We start from the raw sequence: 16,863 nt of genomic DNA on the forward strand, positions 1-16,863 counted from the left end.
AGATCAGGCGCTGGGCGCCGGCGGGGCACCAGGTGCCGGGCTGTTCGGCGCGCCGGGTGCCGGGCTGTTCGGCGCACCGGGTGCCGGGCTGTTCATGGTCCCGGGCGCGGAGCCGCCCTCCATGTTCGACGTCCAGATCAGGATGTCCTGCATTCCGTCGTTGTAGACGACGCCGTTCGGGGGCGCGCCGGTCACGTCGAAGTACAGGGTGCCGGTCGACTCGCTGCCCTGCGGGATCGGGGCGGGGCTGAGCCCGTTCGGCGTTCCGACCTTGTCGATCACCCGGTAGTTCTGGCCGTTAGGTCCGCGGGCGATGAAGTCGTTGACCATCGGGGTGACCAGGCCGGCCTCCGACCGGGCGCTGATGTCCGCCTGGTAGAGCGTGCCCTTCGGCGTGTAGCCCGGGATGGTGACATTGCTGGGCTGCAGGTTGCTCACCGTGTAATTGGTGATCAAGGCGCCGTCCACGAGCTGTTCGCTGGTGCCGAAGCCCTGGATGTTGGGCGGCGGCGATGCCAGAGCCGGTGCCGCGGCGAAAACGCTCGCGGCCGCGATCCCGGCGGCGGCAACTGTCTTAACGGCCGTCTTGCTGACCTTCATTGTCCATTCCTTTCGTCACGCACAATCGCCCCCCGTCAAGGGCATGCAGATATACGCTGCGAAATAGCCATACGGCTTCGGCTTTAAACATCTGGCCTGGGCGCGTGCCAATTCCCGGTCCGTTAGCTGGCGTAATGCCGTTCTTTTCGCGGACAACATCGTTGGTAACAACGGCAACAGCTGCATCACCACTCACACCCGCGGCGCCCCGATTAAGGCGCGCGCCGCGGGGTAGTCGGTGCGCGAAGGCGTTCCCGGCAAAGGCCGGGACATCCGCAATGGGGGCGATCGCATGCAACGTGGCAACTCCAAGCACAGCTCACGCGAAGACGACGAGCTCAAGCACGAATTGGAAGGCACGGTCCGCGGCAATCGATCCAGCCGTAGCGAGGAGTGGCGGGACCCCGAGCCGCCGGCCGACGACGATCCGGACGTTCCCACCGCCGGCCCCACGGGTCGCGAAACGTAAAAGAGAAAGCGGGTCGGGCGTTTGCCGGGCGGCTACTGAATGGCAAGGCGAATTTTCTAGCGAGGCAAAGGAAATCACATGGGTTTTACCGCGCAACAACAATCCGTCCCCGGCGTGCAGGCCCAGATGGATCCAATTCCCGATTGTGGTGAAAACACTTACCAGGGCTCGGGAAAACTGCTCGGCAAAAAGGCGATCGTCACCGGCGGAGACAGCGGCATCGGGCGTGCCGTCGCGATCGCCTTCGCCCGCGAAGGCGCCGACGTACTGATCGCGTATCTCAACGAGGACGACGACGCGCGCGACGTGGCCCGCTACGTCACCAACGCCGGACGCAAATGCGTCCTGGTGCCCGGCGATCTCTCCGACGCCGCCCACTGCCGTGCCGTGGTGGACCGGGCGGTGCAGGAATTGGGCGGCGTGGACATCCTGGTCAACAACGCCGCGTATCAGATGATGCACAAGAGCCTCGACGAGATCAGCGACGAGGAATGGGATTACACCTTCCGGCTCAACGTGGGCGCCTATTTCTACCTCGTCAAGGCGGCCCTGCCGTTCATGAACGCCGGCTCGTCGATCATCGGCAGTTCATCGGTCAACTCCGACACCCCCAATCCGACCCTGGCGCCCTACGCGGCGACCAAGGCGGCGATCGCCAACTTCTCGGCCAGTCTTGCTCAGTTGTTGGGCGAGAAGGGAATTCGGGTCAACAGCGTGGCCCCCGGCCCGATATGGACACCGCTGATCCCGTCGACCATGCCGCCGGACAGCGTGGAATCCTTCGGCGACAATGTGCCGCTGGGCCGCGCGGGCCAGCCCGCCGAACTCGCGTCGATCTACGTGCTGCTGGCCTCCGACGACGCGAGCTACATCTCCGGGGCGCGGGTGGCCGTCACCGGCGGCCGGCCGATTCTGTAGGCGGCGATCTTTCGCGTCATCTCGCAGGTGTAACGGGGCGCTCGCCGGGGTACAGGCCGGACGGGCAAACGGTGAAAGGATGGCACCGATCGTGGCCATCGGGAGCGGTCAGGGGCGACGGTTGCGACGACGACGATGGTCGGTCGCGGCGGCGGCCGGAATCGTGGCGATAGCAGGATGTTCGGCGCCCGGATCCTCGCTGGAAAGTGCGCCGACGGTCAGCCTGGCGGCCACCGGGGCCACCCTGCATGACCCGGTGTGGTCGTATCACGACAGCCACCTGCTGGGCCTCACCGAGGATCACCGGCTGGCCGTGATCACCTACACCGGACCGGGCACCGCCCATACCCGGCTGTCGGCCCCGATGGGGTCTGGGCGCAACCTGCAGATCAGCCAGAAGGACGACCGTCACGTCTTCGTGCCGCAGCCCGAGCGCGGCAAGGTGGCCGTCGTCGACATCGCGAGCCTGCAGCCGGTCGCCGAATTCGACGCCGGGCCCGCGCCTTCCTATCTCGCCGAGGACGCCGGCATGCGGGTGCTGCTGGCGCTGGCCGCGGACGGTTCGTCGGTAACGCCAGTGGACCAGTACGGATTCCGCAAGCTGCCGACGGCGACCTACTCCGGTGAGTCCGCCGACACCATCGACGGATCCAACCGCGGGCGGGCAATCGAGTACCACCTCTACGGTGCCTCGGGCATCCGCTATTACAAGGGGCCGACGTCGCCACCCGAGGAGCGCGGCTCGCTGCCGATGGCCGTCGCCGTGTGGGCCGGCGACGGGACTCAGGTCACGCGCAGCTATGTGGCCGGGCGCGACGACAAGGTGCTGTACGCGGTCGACTCGCGTCGCGGCGGCGAGGGGCTCGACGTGCTGGCCCACACCGAGCTCTCGTCGCCGATTCGCTATCTGGGCACCGACGACACGCGCATCTACGCGGCCACCGACCGCGACGTGACGGTGCTGGAAACGGCGAGCTTCACCGGCTTCCCGAACGGGTCCATCCGGGTGATCCGCACGATCGACTACCGGACGGGGTTGCCGTCGGGCCCGGTCGCCTCGGCGCCGCTGTCCGGGATGGCGATCGGCCCCGAGCGGGTCTATCTGACCCTGCGCGGCCAGCCCTACGTGATCAGTGTGGCCAAGCCACACCTGTGAGGGGATCGCAGATGAGCACGATAGCGCAGAAACCCGAGCCGATCGGGGTCGATGACGACCTCGGACAGCTCGACGAGCAGGTCGCGGCGCTCAAAGCGCTCGCGCGCCTCGACGATGTGCCCGAAGGGCGGGCCTACGATTTCGGAATCCGTTGGGGGGCAGCGCTGGCCGGCAGGTTCCGGCGGCTGGTGCACTACAGCTGCCTGGGCGTGCTCGGCGAGGCCGACGAACGACGGTTCCAATCCCTGTGTGACGACCTGCGTTCCGTGTCGGAGCTGATCGAGAGGTTCGATCTCGCCCGGCCCCGGTTCACCGATACCCCGAGCCACCCCACGTTGCGCTAGCCTGTCTCGCCCTGGCGCGGGCCGCGACGTCGGCGACGTCGGCGATCTCTCGGTAATCCGAGAGAAACTCGTTGGCCGCCAACACGATTCCGGTGCGCGGCGCGGGACAGTCGCCGTTGCGGCACGTCAACGCCACCATGAAGGCGTCGTCGTCCTCGTCGAGGAACAAAAACCCGAGATACAGCGCGTGCCCGACGGCGAAATCCTTGGCGCCGCACCCGGCGCAGTGCCCGCCCTTGACGGCCACCAGCTCTAAAACCCGGTCGCGCTCAACGCTTTGCAAGTCGATCAGCTCCGGGCGCACGCCATTTGCCGTCATGTCAGATCTCCACGTCCTTGTCGTAGTGGACGTTGTCCTCGCGCCAGCCCCCCAGCCCGTGGCCGATGCCGGAGTAGTCGTCGATGAACTCGATCTGGTTGATCCACTTCGCCATCTTGAACCCGACCTGGGTCTCCACCCGCAACCGCAGCGGCGCCCCGTGCTTGATGGGCAGCGGCTTTCCGTTCATCTCGTAGGCCAGCAACGTCTGCGGCTTATAGGCGAGTTCGAGATCGATCACCTCGTAGAATTGGCCCTCGCCTTCCGCGCTGGGCTCGTCGCGGCCGGTGTCCTGCATGGTCAAAAAGCAGATGTATTTCGCCTGCGGGAGCGGGCGCACATGTTCGGCGAGCTGAGCCAGCGGAACGCCGCTCCACTGGCCGATGCTGGTCCAGCCCTGCACGCAGTTGTGCATCACGCGTTGCGATTCCTGATCGGCCAGGGAACGCAACGCGTCCAGGTCCAGCGTCACCGGGTTTTCCACCAGGCCGCCCACCCGCACGCGCCAATCGACGAAGTTGTGCACGGCCATCACCTTGTACTCCGCACTCGTCGGCGGCTTGCCGTTGACCCGGTGTTCCTTGGAGGTCATCCGCTCGGGGTAGTCCTGCTTCGAATTCAGCGGCCGCAACAGGATTTTGCGGGCGCGGGTGACCACGGCGCCGAGCACGCGGCGCACCTGGACGGGGCGGCGCAGACTCCACACCGTCGCCGCGACGTGGACGGCGACGATGGCCGCGATGATCACCAGCGACAGCGCGGTGGCCCAACCGATGTTGCGCACGGAACCGAAGATCATCGACGCGGTGAGCTGGCCCCAACTCCAGAAGAAGATCATCGACAGGTGGATGACGATGAACACCACAAACGCGATCAGGCCGAGGAAGTGCAGGCTGCGCGCCCATTGCCGGCCGCCCCACATCCGCACATACCAGGGGAAGGCGGCCTCGATGGCCGGTGACTGGGCGGCGCCCGTCAGGATCTGAAACGGCGCCAGCACGAAGATGACCCCCGCGTAGGTCAGCTTCTGGATGGCGTCCAGGGGCTCGCCCGGCAGCAGCGGCGGCAGGTTGAAACTCATGTAGGTGACGATGTCGTTCCACGCCTCACCGAAGATCGACCAGGACGCCGGCCAGTACCGGTGCCACTGCCCGGTGGCGAACAACAGGATGTAATACGACAGCCCGACGAGAACCCAGCAGATCACCGAGAAGAAGTGCCAATGCCGGCCCATGCCCAGCTTCTTGTGGCCGGGCAACGAGAACAACGAGCTGTAGTCCTCCTCCTCGTCGAGGGTGTCGTAGAGCTTGTTGACCGGCATTTCCTTCACGGTGAAGCGCGCCCACTCGCTGCCCGGCTTGCTGTCGTCGTGCCAGTACAACTTCGGGTGGGTGGACAAGATCTCGATGCCGCTGCGCAGCACCAGCGTCAAAAAGAGGACATTGAGCCAGTGGTCGATGCGCAGCCACGCCGGATAGTCGAGCACTGTCATGTCGTCACCGTTCAGTCGTGCCAATTCTGACGTTGCGGATACGCGACGTTGATGCCGGACAAGACCGTGGTGTGCACGGCGATGAAGGCGCCGGCGAACGCCATGGCAAACGTTCCCGGCGCCAGGTCCCAGCGGCCGGTCACCGCCACCAGACCCGGCAGGCTGACGAACCGGCTCGACAGATAAATCACCAGGAAGGCCGCGCACACCAAGCTCCCGGCGAACCAACCCGCTTGCGGCACAAGGGGTTTGGCGGCAAAGACCATCGCGGCGGTCACACCCAGGCAGGCGGCGGTAAGCACGGCCAGATACACCCAGAAATACAGCGGCAAGCCGGGCCGGGTGGCCGCCAGGTAGGCATGCACCGCCACCAGGCCCATCAGCAGCGAAGTGCCCAACCCGGTTACGGTGCGCGGCAAGTCGAAAGCGACGTAGCCGTTGAGCGTGAGGAGGGGCGAGGACAGCACCTTGTGCCACGCTTTGAGCCCCAGTCGCCCCAGGAGACCGGCCATTGCGGCTGACTACCCTGCCAGATCGGCGCACAAACGGTCGACCACGCGACCCTTACCGGATCAACCCGCAGCGTCGGAGAAGCCCTCCTCGCCTTCCTCGCCGGAGCGGCCGGCGAGCGTCGTGTAGGTCTCCTGCACCAGATCCCCGTGGCCGTCGGTGACGACGCTCTTGGTGACGATGATGTCGGCGCCGTGCGCTTTGCGCACCGAATCGACGTAGATATCGCAGCAGAGGCGGTCGCCGGCCGTGATCGGCTTCAGGAACTTCAACACCTGATCCACCTGAACGATCTGCGCATCGTGGATCGCGATATTGGCGCTCTCGAAGAACGCCAATTGGGCCTTGTAGCCGAACACCGAGGTGAACGTCAGGGGAGCCGGCAGGCTGCCGTAGCCGAGCTCGGCAGCCGCCGTCTCCTCGAAGAACGCGGCTTCTTGGTTTTTGACGGCCACCGCGTACTCGCGGATCTTCTCGCGCTCCACTTCATAGTGGTCGGGGTATCGATAGTGCATCCCAACCATGTCCGAGGACAATGACACACGCAACGCCTTACCCAAATGGCGGCGTAATAATCACCCTCACTGCGGGTTTCGCGGCGCGCGGCAACGCGCCACCGGCGAGCCGACCAGCCTAAATTCCTCGCTCGTGTCCAGTTGGGGATCGACCCCCTCCTGGAACAGAATGATGATGTCGGAGCCGCCGAACTGGAAGTAGCCGAACTCCTCGCCCTTGGCCATGTGTCTGCCGGGCACAGCGGTGAGCACGACCGACGACACGTGGGCCATGCCCACCGGGATGACCGCCACGATGCCGATGTCGCCGCAGTCGGATTGCGACGTGTCGATGGTGACCACCCCGCGGGTCTGGGAGAACTCGTAGCCACTGCTGGCGCTGTCGCTGGCGGCGAACTCCTGGTCTTGCAGGCCGACCCGCATGAAGACTTTCCCGTTGATCCGGAACGACTCCTCGACCACGCCGGCGACCGGCAGGTGGTAGCGGTGGTAGGCGTGCACGGGCAGCATGTAGTGGACGAACGTGCCGCGGGCAAAGCTTTCGCTGTATCGGCTGCCCTCGATGAGTTCCTTGATGTTGCCGTATTTTTCGTTCTTCACGGTGGTGGCCGGGATGCTCGAGTCGGCGCCGATGTCGTAGGCGTGCTGGTAGTGGCAGTCGGCCGGCGAGGTCACCACCAGGTTGGTGGTCGGCTCGGCGATCGGGCGCAGCCCGCCGTTGATTTCCCGCGCGATGAACTGGTTGGCCGTCAGCCAGCCGCTGGGGGCGTTCGGCGCCCCGTCGACCAGTGACTCATGGATGCGGTACTCGGGCGCGTTGTCGATGAACGACCGCAGGACTTCGGGGCTGAACGACTCGGGTGTGTCCAGGAAATTCCCCCACTGGCGGGCGAACTCGGTCATCCAGTCCCGAAAGACGCCGGAGCTTTGCGGCGGCTCGTCACCCTGGTCGACCAGGAAGTAGAAGTGCGACATGCGGTCGCTGACCTCCTGGGCCTGCCGCTTCTCGTTCTTCCAGGCGTCGGCGTCCGACTCGTGTGGCACCCACCTGACGAAGCGCTTCAAGTAGGCCTCGTACTCGCCGATGTCGCGCGGCCACTCGAGCGCCTTGTAGAGGTCCGGGTTCAGTTCGTCCTCGGCCCGCCGGCGCGCCGTCTGCAGCGATCGCTCAAGGCGGCCGGCAAGATCGGGCTCTTTGTCGAGCGTGTCGCGCAGATGTCGGCTGACGGAATCCGGCTCGCTCATTTCACTGCTCCTTGGTGGTCTCAGCGGCCGCGGACCCGGCGATTGTGCTTCTTGATCGCGTCGACCAACTCCGACTTGTTCATCGTCGACCGACCCGGGACGTCGAGCCGGCGGGCCAGGTCGAGCAGATGCTTTTTGCTTGCGTTGGCGTCGACGCCCTCGGCCGACTCGCCGGACGGTTGTAGACCGCCACGCTCGGCGCGCTCGTCGGACGGGCCCTTCTGCTCTTTGGGTTCCCAGTGGTCGCCGACCTTTTCGAAACTGTGCTTGACGGCGGCGTAGGCCACCCGGTGGGCACGTTCCTCGCTGCCGTACTCGTCGGCGGCCGCGTCGTGGGATTTCGCGAACGTGCGTTGCGCTTTGGCGTTGGATCGCCGCAAAGTGCTGGGCAATTCACTCTTTTTGGGCGCTCCGCCTTTCGTCGTCTTCGGCATCGAACCTCCTCGTGCGCCAAAAGCGGTGCGGGAAACGTGGCACCGCCCGTCGGTTACCCCGTTGCGGGCCGGGCAATCGCGGTCGGACCAATGTGCGCATCGGCCAGGCGCAAATATGTCAACATGGTTGACATGAATCAGGACGACGCCCCGCTCGGCTATCTGCTCTACCGGGTGGCGACGGTGCTGCGGCCGGAGGTTTCCGCCGTGCTGAGTCCGCTGGACCTCGCCCTGCCCGAATTCGTTTGCCTGCGCATCCTTTCGATGTACCCGGGGATGTCGAGCGCCGAGCTCTCCCGCCACGCGGGCGTCACCCCGCAGGCGATGAACACGGTGCTGCGCAAGCTAGAAGACGTCGGGGCGGTGGCACGGCCCTCGTCGGTGTCGTCCGGGCGCGCGCTGCCGGCCAACCTGACCGGTCAGGGCCGCGCCCTACTCAAGCGCGCCGAAGCGGCGGTGCGAGGCGCCGACGCCCGGATCCTGAGCAAGCTCACCGACACGCAGCAGCGCGAATTCAAAAGGATGCTCGAAAAACTCGGGTCGGATTACCGGGGCTGATCACCCGTCCTGGATGCGCGCCCACGGCCGCGCCTCTTCGAGCTCGTAGGCCAGCTCGAGCAACAGCGACTCCTGCCCCACCGCAGTCGACAGCATCATGCCCACCGGCATGCCGTGGGCGGACTGCGCCAACGGCAGCGAGATCGCCGGTTCACCGGTGACGTTGTGCAGCGGAGTGAACGACACCCATTCGATAAGCCGATTCATGAGCTGCTGATAATCGGTCGGCGCCAGCACTCCGAGGCGGGGCGTCTCGTCGGCCAGGGTCGGCGTGAGCACCGCGTCATAGGTGCCGAAGAACCGCGCGGTGCGCCGGCGTGCGCCGCGCAGGCGCATGATCGCCCGCGGGAGCCGGTGCAGGTGGCGACCGGTGTGTCGCGCCAAACCCAGCGTCAGGCAGTCCAGCTTGGCGCGGTCGAACGTCTCGCCGAACATGTGCCGTCCGCTGCGCACCTGGGCCAGGGCCAAAAATCCCCAATACAGCACGAAATCGTCGACGAAACTGGCCGCCACCGGCGGTGCGTCGACGTGTTCGACGCGGTGGCCGAGCTCCTCGAGCAGTCCCGCGGATTTCAGCGTCAGCTCCCGCAGCGCGGGGCTGCACTCGCGCCGTACCGAGCGGGTCAACGCCGCGATCCGCAACCGCTGCCGGCCGGGCCCGGTGACGTCCCCGATCGGGGCCAGCTTGGGGTTGCGCCAGATCCGCTCGGCCTCCCGGTAAAACGCCGCGGTGTCGCGCACCGAACGGGTCAGGACGCCGTTGACGACGACGCCGACCGGCATCCGGCGCAGCGTGGCGTCTAGGGGCAACCGGCCGCGCGACGGTTTGAGCCCGACGAGCCCGTTGCAGGACGCCGGAATGCGGATGGAGCCCCCGCCGTCGTTGGCGTGCGCGATCGGCACCACACCGGCGGCGACGAACGCCCCCGACCCCGATGATGATGCGCCGGCACTGTATTCGGTGTCCCACGGGTTGCGGACCGGACCCAACCGCGGGTGTTCGGCCGATCCGCTGAAACCGAACTCCGACAACTGCGTCTTGCCCAGCGAGGTCAACCCGGTGGCCCGGTACAGCTGGGTGAACACGCTGTCGGCGACGGCATCCCAACGCGTCCACGCGTCAGTGCCGTGCATCGTGGGCTGCCCCGCGACATCGACGTTGTCCTTGATGAACGTCGGGACGCCGGAGAAGTAGCCATCGGCCCCATGCTCGGCGGCCGCCCGCGCATGCTGAAAACCCGCGTACGCCAACCCGTTTAGGGCCGGGTCGACGGCCTCGGTGCGGGCAATCGCCGCCTCGACCACCTCGGCCCTGCCGACCCGCCCGGAGCGGATGGCCTCGGCGAGCCCGACCGCGTCGAGATCGCCGAGGGCGTCGTCGCCGAACGCGTGCACATGCCGCATAGCAGTGACGCTAACGGCGCACGCGTGTCACCGGATGGTTTTCGGGCCGGTTGGCCCGCGGGAGGCCGCTAGGCCTGACCCACCTCGAAGCGCACGAAGCGCGTCACCGTCACACCGGCGTCGTCGAGCAGGGCCTTGACCGTCTTCTTGCTGTCGGACACCGACGGCTGCTCGAGCAGCACGGCGTCCTTGAAGAAGCCGTTCACCCGTCCCTCGACGATCTTGGGCAGGGCCTGCTCCGGCTTGCCCTCCGCCTTGGCGGTTTCCTCGGCGATGCGGCGCTCGCTGGCCACCACGTCCTCGGGCACGTCGTCGCGGGACAGGTAGCGGGCCTTGAGCGCGGCGATCTGCAGCGCCACGGCGTGAGCGGCGTCGGAGTCCGAGCCCTGGTACTCGACCAGCACACCGACCGCCGGGGGCAGGTCCGCCGCCCGCCGGTGCAGGTACGCCTCGACGGTGCCCTCGAAGTTCGCGACGCGGCGCAGTTCCAACTTCTCGCCGATCTTGGCCGACAGCTCGGCGACCGCCTGCTCGACGGTCTTATCACCGACGCTGGCGGCTTTGAGCGCGTCGACGTCGGCGGCCTTCGACGACACGGCGGCCGACACGATCTGGTCGGCCAGCGCCTGGAACTCGGCGTTCTTGGCGACGAAGTCGGTCTCGCTGTTCAGCTCGATGAGCGCGCCGCCCTGCGCGGCGACCAGACCCTCGGCCGTCGCCCGCTCGGCGCGCTTGCCGACGTCCTTGGCGCCCTTGATCCGGAGCGCCTCGACGGCCTTGTCGAAGTCGCCGTCACTTTCGGCCAGCGCGTTCTTGCAGTCGAGCATGCCGGCACCGGTGAGTTCCCGAAGCCGCTTGACGTCGGCAGCGGTGAAGTTCGCCAATGTTCAGCCTTCCTAAGAGGATTCAGTGGTTGGTTCGGGGGTGCCCGCAGCGGCGTCGGTGGGGGCGCTGGCAGCGGCGGAAGCCAGCAGTTCCTGCTCCCATTCGGGCAGCGGCTCGGCCGCCTCGGCCTCGGGCTTGCCGTCTCCGCGGCCGACCCCGGCGCGGGCCTGCAGGCCCTCGGCGACGGCGGAGGCGATGACCTTGGTCAGCAGCGCGGCCGAACGGATCGCGTCGTCGTTGCCCGGGATCGGGTAGTCGACCTCGTCGGGGTCGCAGTTGGTGTCCAGGATCGCGATGACCGGGATACCGAGCTTGCGGGCCTCGCCGACGGCGATGTGCTCTTTGTTGGTGTCGACGACCCAGATCGCCGACGGCACCTTGGCCATGTCGCGGATACCGCCGAGGCTGCGGTCGAGCTTGTTCTTCTCGCGGGTCAGCATCAAGATTTCCTTCTTGGTGCGACCTTCGAAGCCACCGGTCTGCTCCATCGCCTCGAGCTCCTTGAGCCGCTGCAGACGCTTGTGCACGGTGGAGAAGTTGGTGAGCATCCCGCCCAGCCAGCGCTGGTTCACGTAGGGCATGCCGACGCGGGTGGCCTCGGCGGCGACGGACTCCTGCGCCTGCTTCTTGGTGCCGACGAACAGCACGCTGCCGCCGTGGGCGACGGTCTCCTTGACGAATTCATACGCCTGATCGATGAAAGTCAGCGTCTGCTGCAGGTCGATGATGTAGATGCCGTTGCGGTCGGTGAAGATGAACCGCTTCATCTTGGGATTCCAGCGACGGGTCTGGTGCCCGAAGTGGGTGCCGCTGTCGAGCAGCTGCTTCATGGTTACGACGGCCATGCTTGTGCCTCACGTGTGTCGGTTGTCGCCCGGCATCGGGTGAAGCCGGGCCCTGGCGCCTGCTGCGATGCCGGACCCGGCCGGGAAACCCCGGTCGGGACCGCCCGGCATGCGATGCGTTCTCCTCGTGGAACCAGAGACGCGATGCGGACGCGCGAAGTCAGCCCGCGGACGAGCTGCGACCAGCAGTTTACACCGGATCGGCCGGTGCTTTTGCCACGCTTCCCCAGGGGCATCGTCGTCCACAGCGCCGGCGAGGCCGGGTGGCGGCGCGGACTGTGCCGCGCTGAACTGTCTGGATGCGGTGGATGGCGCTGGCGTTGGGTGCGGCCCTGGTCAGCGCGGTGCCGGCGGCGGCCGACGCGGATCGCCTGGACTGGCCGTTGCGCCCGCCGCCGGCCGTCACCCGTTCGTTCGACGCCCCTGCGCAGGATTGGCATCCCGGCCATCGTGGTGTCGACCTGGCCGGTGCCGCCGGCCAGCCGGTGTACGCGGCGGGCGCGGGCACCGTGGTGTTCGCCGGGGTGCTGGCCGGGCGCCCGGTGGTGTCGCTGGCGCATTCCGGGGGGTTGCGGACCAGCTACGAGCCGGTCCGGGCTGTTGTGCGGGCCGGGCAGTCGGTGACGGCCGGGACGGTGATCGGCGCGTTGGTGGCCGGCCACCCGGGGTGCCGGGCCGCGGCGTGTTTGCACTGGGGTGCGATGTGGGGTCCCGCGTCAGGGGCTCACTATGTCGATCCGCTGAGCCTGCTGAAGTCGACCCCGATCCGGCTCAAGCCGCTGGGGCCGCCGGTCGCCGGTGCGCACCATGGGTAACAGGCGCCACAGCGGTGCGCCCTCCGCCAGGGTCCTGATGGGGCCGAGTGGGACGTGGGACGTGGCGGTGCTTAGGCCCTGGGATGGGCCTGGTCGTGCACCGCGCGCAGCCGGGACACCGCGACGTGGGTGTAGAGCTGGGTCGTCGCCAGGCTGGAATGGCCGAGCAGCTCCTGGACGACGCGCAGGTCGGCCCCGCCCTCAAGGAGGTGCGTGGCGGCGCTGTGTCGCAGGCCGTGGGGGCCCATGTCCGGTGCGCCGTCCACCGCGGCGACGGTCTGGTGCACCACCGTGCGGGCCTGGCGAACGTCGATCCGGCGCCCCCGCGCACCCAGCAGCAGCGCCGGCCCCGACTCGGCGGTCACCAGGGCGGGACGCCCGTCGGCCAGCCACGCGTCCAGCGCCTCGGCGGCCGGCGTCCCGAACGGCACGCTGCGCTGCTTGTTGCCCTTACCGAGGACGCGCACCAGCCGATGCCGGGTGTCCACGTCGTCGAGGTCGAGGCCGCACAGCTCGCTGACGCGGATCCCGGTGGCATAGAGCATCTCGACGATGAGCCGGTCCCGCAGCGCCATCGGATGACCTTGCTGCGCACCGGATTTGGCGGCGGCCATGGCGTCGAGGGCCTGGTCCTGGCGCAGCACCGAGGGCAGGGTGCGGTGTGCCTTGGGAACCTGGAGCCGCGCGGCCGGGTCCGCGTCCAGCAGGCCCCGCCGGACGGCCCAGGCGGTGAACGCCTTGACCGCCGAGGTGCGCCGGGCCAGTGTCGTGCGGGCGACGCCGGCCGCGGCCGCGGCGGACAACCACGAACGCAGCAGCGGCATGCTCAACCCGTCCAGGCCGGCGTCGCGCTCATCGGCGAACGCGAGCAGCGAGCGCAGGTCGCCGAGATAGGCGCGACGGGTGTGCGCCGAACGCAGGCACTGCAAATCCAGGTATTCGTCGAACTCCTCGAGGATCGCCTGCACTCCCCCACGGTCGCAGGGCCGCCCGGGGCGCTCTAGCCGACGCGCCGAAGCGTGTCCGGGGTGAGATCTTTGAGCGTGGGATAGCACGTCGACGGCCATGATGAGGTCCGCCTCGGCGAGGATCGAGCGCAGCACGTGCACGATGCCGTCGTCGCCGCCCAGCGCCAGGCCGTAGGCATAGGGCCGGCCGACACCCACCGCCGTCGCGCCCAGAGCGAGCGCCTTGACGACGTCGGCCCCGCTGCGCACACCCGAGTCGAACAGCACGGGCAGCCCGTCGGCCGCCTCGACCACGCCCGGCAGGCACTCCAGCGCGGGTAGGCCGCCGTTGGCCTGGCGCCCACCATGGGTGGAGCAGTAGATGCCGTCGACGCCGCCGTCCTTGGCTCGCCGGGCGTCCTCGGGATGGCAGATGCCCTTGAGGATCAGCGGCAGGTCGGTCAGCGACCGCAGCCAGGCAAGGTCGTCCCAGGTCAACGGATTCCCGAACGTCGTTATCCATTGCAGCACGGTGCCTTGCGGGTCCTCCTCGGGCGGGCGCTGCAGGCCGGCGCGAAAGACCGGATCGCTGGTGTAGTTGCTCAGGCAGAGCCCCCGCAGCTGGGGGAAGTTGGCCGTGGACAGGTCGCGCGGGCGCCACCCGGGAATCCAGGTGTCGAGGGTGACGATGATGCCCGCAAAGCCGGCGGCTTCGGCGCGCTGCACCAGGCTGGCGGCCAGGTCGCGGTCCTTGGGCGTGTAAAGCTGGAAGAAGCCGGGTGTTTCGCCGAACTGGGCGGCGACGTCTTCCATGGGGTCGGCGGTCAGCGTCGAAACCACCATCGGGACACCGGTTTTCGCCGCCGCGCGCGCGGTAGCCAGGTCGCCGTGACCGTCTTGGGCGCAGATGCCGATGACACCGATCGGCGCCATGAACACCGGCGACGGCAGGGTCAGGCCGAACATCTGCACCGACAGGTCGCGATCGGCGGCGCCGACGAACATCCGCGGGATCAGGCCCCAGCGATCGAACGCCTCCCGGTTGGCCCGCTGCGTGCGTTCGTCGCCGGCGCCGCCGGCGACGTACGACCACACCGACGGCGACATCGCCCGCTCGGCGCGGGCCTCCAGCTCCGCGAAGGCCATCGGCAGCGCGGGCGCGACCCCGCCCAGGCCCTTGAAGTAGATCTCGTTCTGGTAGTCCCCGAATGCCATGGAAAAGAGAATGCCAGTCGAGCCGTCAGGCGGACGAGTTCGCCGGCTCTGACTCGGATTCTGTCTGGGCCAGTTCCTTCTTCCACTGGCGGAATGTCTCTTCGGTGCGGCCGCGGCGCCAGTACCCCGAGATGGACGAGGCCCATTTGGCGTCCACGCCCCGCTCCTTGCGGATGTAGGGCCGCAGGTTGTGCATGACGGCCTGCGCCTCGCCGTGGATGAAGACGTGTACCTGCCCCGGCAGCCACGGGGCGCTGGTGACGGCCTCGATCAGGGGCGCGTGATCGCCGGCGCGGTCCTCGGGCACCAGGTCGGCGCGCCCGCCGCGATACACCCAGTGCACCTCGACGCCGTCCGGGGCGGTCAGCGGGATCTCGTCCTCCGGCCCGGCCACCTCGATGAACGCCTTGCCGACCGCGCTGGGCGGCAACGCTTCCAGGGCCGCGGCGATGGCCGGCAGCGCCGATTCGTCACCGGCCAGCAGGTGCCAGTCGGCGGCCGGGTCGGGCGTGTACGCGCCGCCGGGGCCCATCAGGTAGATCGGCTGGCCGGGTTGGGCGGCGGACGCCCACTGGCCCGCCGTGCCGTGCTCGCCGTGCGTGACGATGTCCAGCGCGATCTGGTGGGCCTCGGCGTCGACGTGACGAACGGTGAGGGTGCGCACCGTCGGCCGTTTCTCCAGGGGCAGGCCGGCGAAGCTGTCCAGGGTCAGCGGCTCGGGCAGGCCGGCCACGTCCACATCGTCGGCGACGAACACCAGCTTGACGTAGGAGTCGGTGAACTTGCTGGGCACGAACGCGTCAAAATTCTTGCCCCGCAGCACCACCCGCACCATGTGCGGGGTGAGTTGCTCGGTACCGACAACTTCGAAGCATTGCAGCGGTCGACCTGCCACGTGTCCTCCTGTCCGACGCCCGACTCGCCTCGACTATACGAGCCGCGGCGTTGACGCAGCGTGGCCCGCGGCGGCCCGCACGATCCGCCAGCGCCCGTCCTGGCGCTGCACCAACCCGGCCAGCTCGAGCATCGCCAGCGGCCCCAGCACCCGCTCGGGCACCAGCCCCGACGCGACCGCGACCTGATCGACCGTGGCGGCGCCGCGCCCCGGCAATGCCTCGTATACCCGGCGTTCGGCGTCGCTCAGGCCGTCCAACGGTGTGACCGGGCGCGGCTCGTCGGGCGCCAATTCGCCGATGTGACCGATGAGCTCGACGATGTGCTCGGCGCGGGTGATCAGCTCGGCGCCGTCGCGCAGCAGCGCATGGCAACCGGCCGAGGCCGACGACGTCACGGGCCCGGGCACCGCGGCCACCACCCGGCCCAGCGCCCGCGCCCAGGCCGCGGTGTTCGCCGCCCCGCTGCGCAGGCCCGCTTCCACCACCACCGCGGCCCCGGCGACGGCGGCCACCAGGCGATTGCGGGTCAGGAACCGGTGGCGGGCGGGGCGGACTCCGGGCGCGTATTCGGTGAACACCAGCCCGTGCTGGCCGACGCGGTGCAGCAGCGCGGTGTGACCGCTCGGGTAGGGGACGTCGAGCCCACCGGCGAGGACCGCCACGGTGATCCCGTCGCAGTCCAGCACGGCCCGGTGGGCGGCGCCGTCGATGCCGTAGGCACCGCCCGAGACGACGGCGACGTCGCGTTGCGCCAGGTCGGCCGCGAGTTCGCCGGCCATCTGCTCGCCGTACGGCGTCGACGCGCGTGTCCCCACCACGGCGGCCGCCCGCTGCGCGACCTCGTCGAGGCGGGCGGGTCCCTGCGCCCACAACACCATCGGCGCAACCGTCGGCGGAGCGCCGCGGCGCCGCGGTTCGGCGCCGCGGAAGGCGGCGAACGCCAGCAGCGGCCACTCGTCGTCGTCGGGGGTGACCAACCGCCCGCCCCGCCGGGCGATCGTCTCGAGATCGGCGGTCGACGTGTCGATGTCACGCCTGGCCTCGGTGTGCCGGGCCAGGTCGTCGTCGACCGCTCCCCGCCGGACCCGCTCGGCCGCCTCGACCGGGCCGACCCGTTGCACCAGGGCGGCGAGCCCGGCGCAGGGCGGTTCGGCCACCCGGGACAGATAGGCCCACGCGCGCAGCGCGGCACCGTCGGCCGCGCTCATCGCCGCGCTCCCGGCGCCAAGGATTCGCCAAGAATCCGACCAGCCGCGCGCGCGAACGTGATGTCGTCAGCCGCCGACCGCCACACAC

18 protein-coding genes and 2 pseudogenes are annotated in these 16,863 nt (G+C 68.6%); 6 read left to right on the forward strand and 14 right to left on the reverse strand.

Annotation, left to right across the window (positions count from 1 at the left end):
* Window positions 1–3: 3 nt before the first annotated feature.
* Window positions 4–600 (reverse strand): MPT63 family protein, encoded by a 597-nt coding sequence (locus tag G6N26_RS09755; RefSeq protein WP_067172427.1) that lies wholly within the window; start codon window positions 598–600, stop codon window positions 4–6.
* Window positions 601–892: 292 nt separating this feature from the next.
* On the opposite strand from G6N26_RS09755, the gene G6N26_RS25770 reads away from it, so the two are divergent.
* From G6N26_RS25770 to G6N26_RS09770, 4 genes are all read left to right on the forward strand, one after another.
* On the forward strand, window positions 893–1,069 hold the full coding sequence (locus G6N26_RS25770) for a hypothetical protein (RefSeq protein ID WP_165605084.1): 177 nt from the start codon (window positions 893–895) through the stop codon (window positions 1,067–1,069).
* A 78-nt stretch (window positions 1,070–1,147) separates the two neighbouring features.
* On the forward strand, window positions 1,148–1,987 hold the full coding sequence (locus tag G6N26_RS09760; RefSeq protein WP_067172432.1) for an SDR family oxidoreductase: 840 nt from the start codon (window positions 1,148–1,150) through the stop codon (window positions 1,985–1,987).
* 79 nt (window positions 1,988–2,066) lie between these two features.
* Window positions 2,067–3,143, forward strand: a complete 1,077-nt coding sequence (locus tag G6N26_RS09765; RefSeq protein ID WP_083018129.1) for a YncE family protein — start codon at window positions 2,067–2,069, stop codon at window positions 3,141–3,143.
* Window positions 3,144–3,154: 11 nt separating this feature from the next.
* A complete protein-coding gene (locus tag G6N26_RS09770; RefSeq protein WP_083018131.1) occupies window positions 3,155–3,487 on the forward strand; it encodes a hypothetical protein in 333 nt (110 codons plus the stop codon).
* Here the strand turns inward: G6N26_RS09770 and G6N26_RS09775 are convergent.
* The 6 genes from G6N26_RS09775 to G6N26_RS09800 are packed head-to-tail and all read right to left on the reverse strand — an operon-like array spanning window position 3,453 to window position 8,002.
* Entirely contained in the window at window positions 3,453–3,806 is a 354-nt protein-coding gene (locus G6N26_RS09775; RefSeq protein WP_083018133.1) for a hypothetical protein, read from the reverse strand. The two genes, G6N26_RS09770 and G6N26_RS09775, sit on opposite strands and share 35 nt — an antisense overlap.
* Window position 3,807: 1 nt before the next feature.
* Window positions 3,808–5,298, reverse strand: a complete 1,491-nt coding sequence (locus G6N26_RS09780) for a molybdopterin-dependent oxidoreductase (RefSeq protein WP_083018135.1) — start codon at window positions 5,296–5,298, stop codon at window positions 3,808–3,810.
* Between the two features lie 11 nt (window positions 5,299–5,309).
* Complete coding sequence (locus tag G6N26_RS09785; protein ID WP_083018136.1) at window positions 5,310–5,810, reverse strand: oxidoreductase; 501 nt, start codon at window positions 5,808–5,810, stop codon at window positions 5,310–5,312.
* Between the two features lie 60 nt (window positions 5,811–5,870).
* Window positions 5,871–6,350 carry a (3R)-hydroxyacyl-ACP dehydratase subunit HadA gene (gene hadA / locus G6N26_RS09790; protein WP_067172444.1) on the reverse strand — a complete coding sequence of 160 codons (480 nt, stop codon included), beginning with the start codon at window positions 6,348–6,350 and terminating at the stop codon, window positions 5,871–5,873.
* A gap of 39 nt (window positions 6,351–6,389) precedes the next feature.
* Window positions 6,390–7,568: a phosphatidylserine decarboxylase gene (locus G6N26_RS09795; protein ID WP_083018138.1), complete on the reverse strand. Its 1,179-nt coding sequence runs from the start codon at window positions 7,566–7,568 to the stop codon at window positions 6,390–6,392.
* 20 nt (window positions 7,569–7,588) lie between these two features.
* Entirely contained in the window at window positions 7,589–8,002 is a 414-nt protein-coding gene (locus G6N26_RS09800) for a ChaB family protein (RefSeq protein ID WP_067172448.1), read from the reverse strand.
* Between the two features lie 132 nt (window positions 8,003–8,134).
* Between G6N26_RS09800 and G6N26_RS09805 the strand changes: the two genes are divergently transcribed.
* Entirely contained in the window at window positions 8,135–8,560 is a 426-nt protein-coding gene (locus tag G6N26_RS09805; protein WP_064941499.1) for a MarR family winged helix-turn-helix transcriptional regulator, read from the forward strand.
* Here the strand turns inward: G6N26_RS09805 and G6N26_RS09810 are convergent, their stop codons facing one another.
* The 3 genes from G6N26_RS09810 to rpsB form a co-directional block, all read right to left on the reverse strand.
* On the reverse strand, window positions 8,561–9,964 hold the full coding sequence (locus G6N26_RS09810) for an amidase (RefSeq protein ID WP_064941501.1): 1,404 nt from the start codon (window positions 9,962–9,964) through the stop codon (window positions 8,561–8,563).
* A gap of 68 nt (window positions 9,965–10,032) precedes the next feature.
* Entirely contained in the window at window positions 10,033–10,848 is an 816-nt protein-coding gene (tsf, locus tag G6N26_RS09815) for a translation elongation factor Ts (protein WP_083018140.1), read from the reverse strand.
* A 12-nt stretch (window positions 10,849–10,860) separates the two neighbouring features.
* Window positions 10,861–11,694, reverse strand: coding sequence for a 30S ribosomal protein S2 (rpsB, locus tag G6N26_RS09820; protein ID WP_064941505.1), 834 nt, complete (start codon window positions 11,692–11,694; stop codon window positions 10,861–10,863).
* Between the two features lie 338 nt (window positions 11,695–12,032).
* On the opposite strand from rpsB, the pseudogene G6N26_RS09825 reads away from it, so the two are divergent.
* Window positions 12,033–12,503 (forward strand): annotated as a pseudogene (locus G6N26_RS09825) (M23 family metallopeptidase); the annotation flags it as partial.
* Between the two features lie 77 nt (window positions 12,504–12,580).
* Here the strand turns inward: G6N26_RS09825 and G6N26_RS09830 are convergent.
* The 4 genes and pseudogenes from G6N26_RS09830 to dprA form a co-directional block, all read right to left on the reverse strand.
* Window positions 12,581–13,477, reverse strand: a complete 897-nt coding sequence (locus G6N26_RS09830) for a tyrosine recombinase XerC (protein ID WP_083018142.1) — start codon at window positions 13,475–13,477, stop codon at window positions 12,581–12,583.
* A 32-nt stretch (window positions 13,478–13,509) separates the two neighbouring features.
* Window positions 13,510–14,671 (reverse strand): annotated as a pseudogene (locus tag G6N26_RS09835) (lactate 2-monooxygenase).
* A gap of 25 nt (window positions 14,672–14,696) precedes the next feature.
* A complete protein-coding gene (locus G6N26_RS09840) occupies window positions 14,697–15,566 on the reverse strand; it encodes a siderophore-interacting protein (protein ID WP_083018144.1) in 870 nt (289 codons plus the stop codon).
* Between the two features lie 33 nt (window positions 15,567–15,599).
* Window positions 15,600–16,775 carry a DNA-processing protein DprA gene (gene dprA, locus G6N26_RS09845; RefSeq protein WP_083018145.1) on the reverse strand — a complete coding sequence of 392 codons (1,176 nt, stop codon included), beginning with the start codon at window positions 16,773–16,775 and terminating at the stop codon, window positions 15,600–15,602.
* Window positions 16,776–16,863 lie beyond the last annotated feature (88 nt).

The sequence above is a fragment of the Mycobacterium marseillense genome (assembly GCF_010731675.1).
In the GTDB taxonomy this organism is placed as follows: domain Bacteria; phylum Actinomycetota; class Actinomycetes; order Mycobacteriales; family Mycobacteriaceae; genus Mycobacterium; species Mycobacterium marseillense.

Excerpts from the sequence above, each read along its gene's own strand:
- G6N26_RS09795 (WP_083018138.1), bottom strand. The coding sequence starts at position 7,568 with ATGAGCGAGCCGGATTCCGTCAGCCGACATCTGCGCGACACGCTCGAC.
- G6N26_RS09780 (WP_083018135.1), bottom strand. The coding sequence starts at position 5,298 with ATGACAGTGCTCGACTATCCGGCGTGGCTGCGCATCGACCACTGGCTC.
- G6N26_RS09760 (WP_067172432.1), top strand. The coding sequence starts at position 1,148 with ATGGGTTTTACCGCGCAACAACAATCCGTCCCCGGCGTGCAGGCCCAG.
- G6N26_RS25770 (WP_165605084.1), top strand. The coding sequence starts at position 893 with ATGCAACGTGGCAACTCCAAGCACAGCTCACGCGAAGACGACGAGCTC.
- G6N26_RS09810 (WP_064941501.1), bottom strand. The coding sequence starts at position 9,964 with ATGCGGCATGTGCACGCGTTCGGCGACGACGCCCTCGGCGATCTCGAC.
- G6N26_RS09765 (WP_083018129.1), top strand. The coding sequence starts at position 2,067 with ATGGCACCGATCGTGGCCATCGGGAGCGGTCAGGGGCGACGGTTGCGA.
- G6N26_RS09785 (WP_083018136.1), bottom strand. The coding sequence starts at position 5,810 with ATGGCCGGTCTCCTGGGGCGACTGGGGCTCAAAGCGTGGCACAAGGTG.
- rpsB (WP_064941505.1), bottom strand. The coding sequence starts at position 11,694 with ATGGCCGTCGTAACCATGAAGCAGCTGCTCGACAGCGGCACCCACTTC.
- dprA (WP_083018145.1), bottom strand. The coding sequence starts at position 16,775 with ATGAGCGCGGCCGACGGTGCCGCGCTGCGCGCGTGGGCCTATCTGTCC.
- G6N26_RS09805 (WP_064941499.1), top strand. The coding sequence starts at position 8,135 with ATGAATCAGGACGACGCCCCGCTCGGCTATCTGCTCTACCGGGTGGCG.
- G6N26_RS09755 (WP_067172427.1), bottom strand. The coding sequence starts at position 600 with ATGAAGGTCAGCAAGACGGCCGTTAAGACAGTTGCCGCCGCCGGGATC.
- G6N26_RS09800 (WP_067172448.1), bottom strand. The coding sequence starts at position 8,002 with ATGCCGAAGACGACGAAAGGCGGAGCGCCCAAAAAGAGTGAATTGCCC.
- G6N26_RS09770 (WP_083018131.1), top strand. The coding sequence starts at position 3,155 with ATGAGCACGATAGCGCAGAAACCCGAGCCGATCGGGGTCGATGACGAC.
- G6N26_RS09775 (WP_083018133.1), bottom strand. The coding sequence starts at position 3,806 with ATGACGGCAAATGGCGTGCGCCCGGAGCTGATCGACTTGCAAAGCGTT.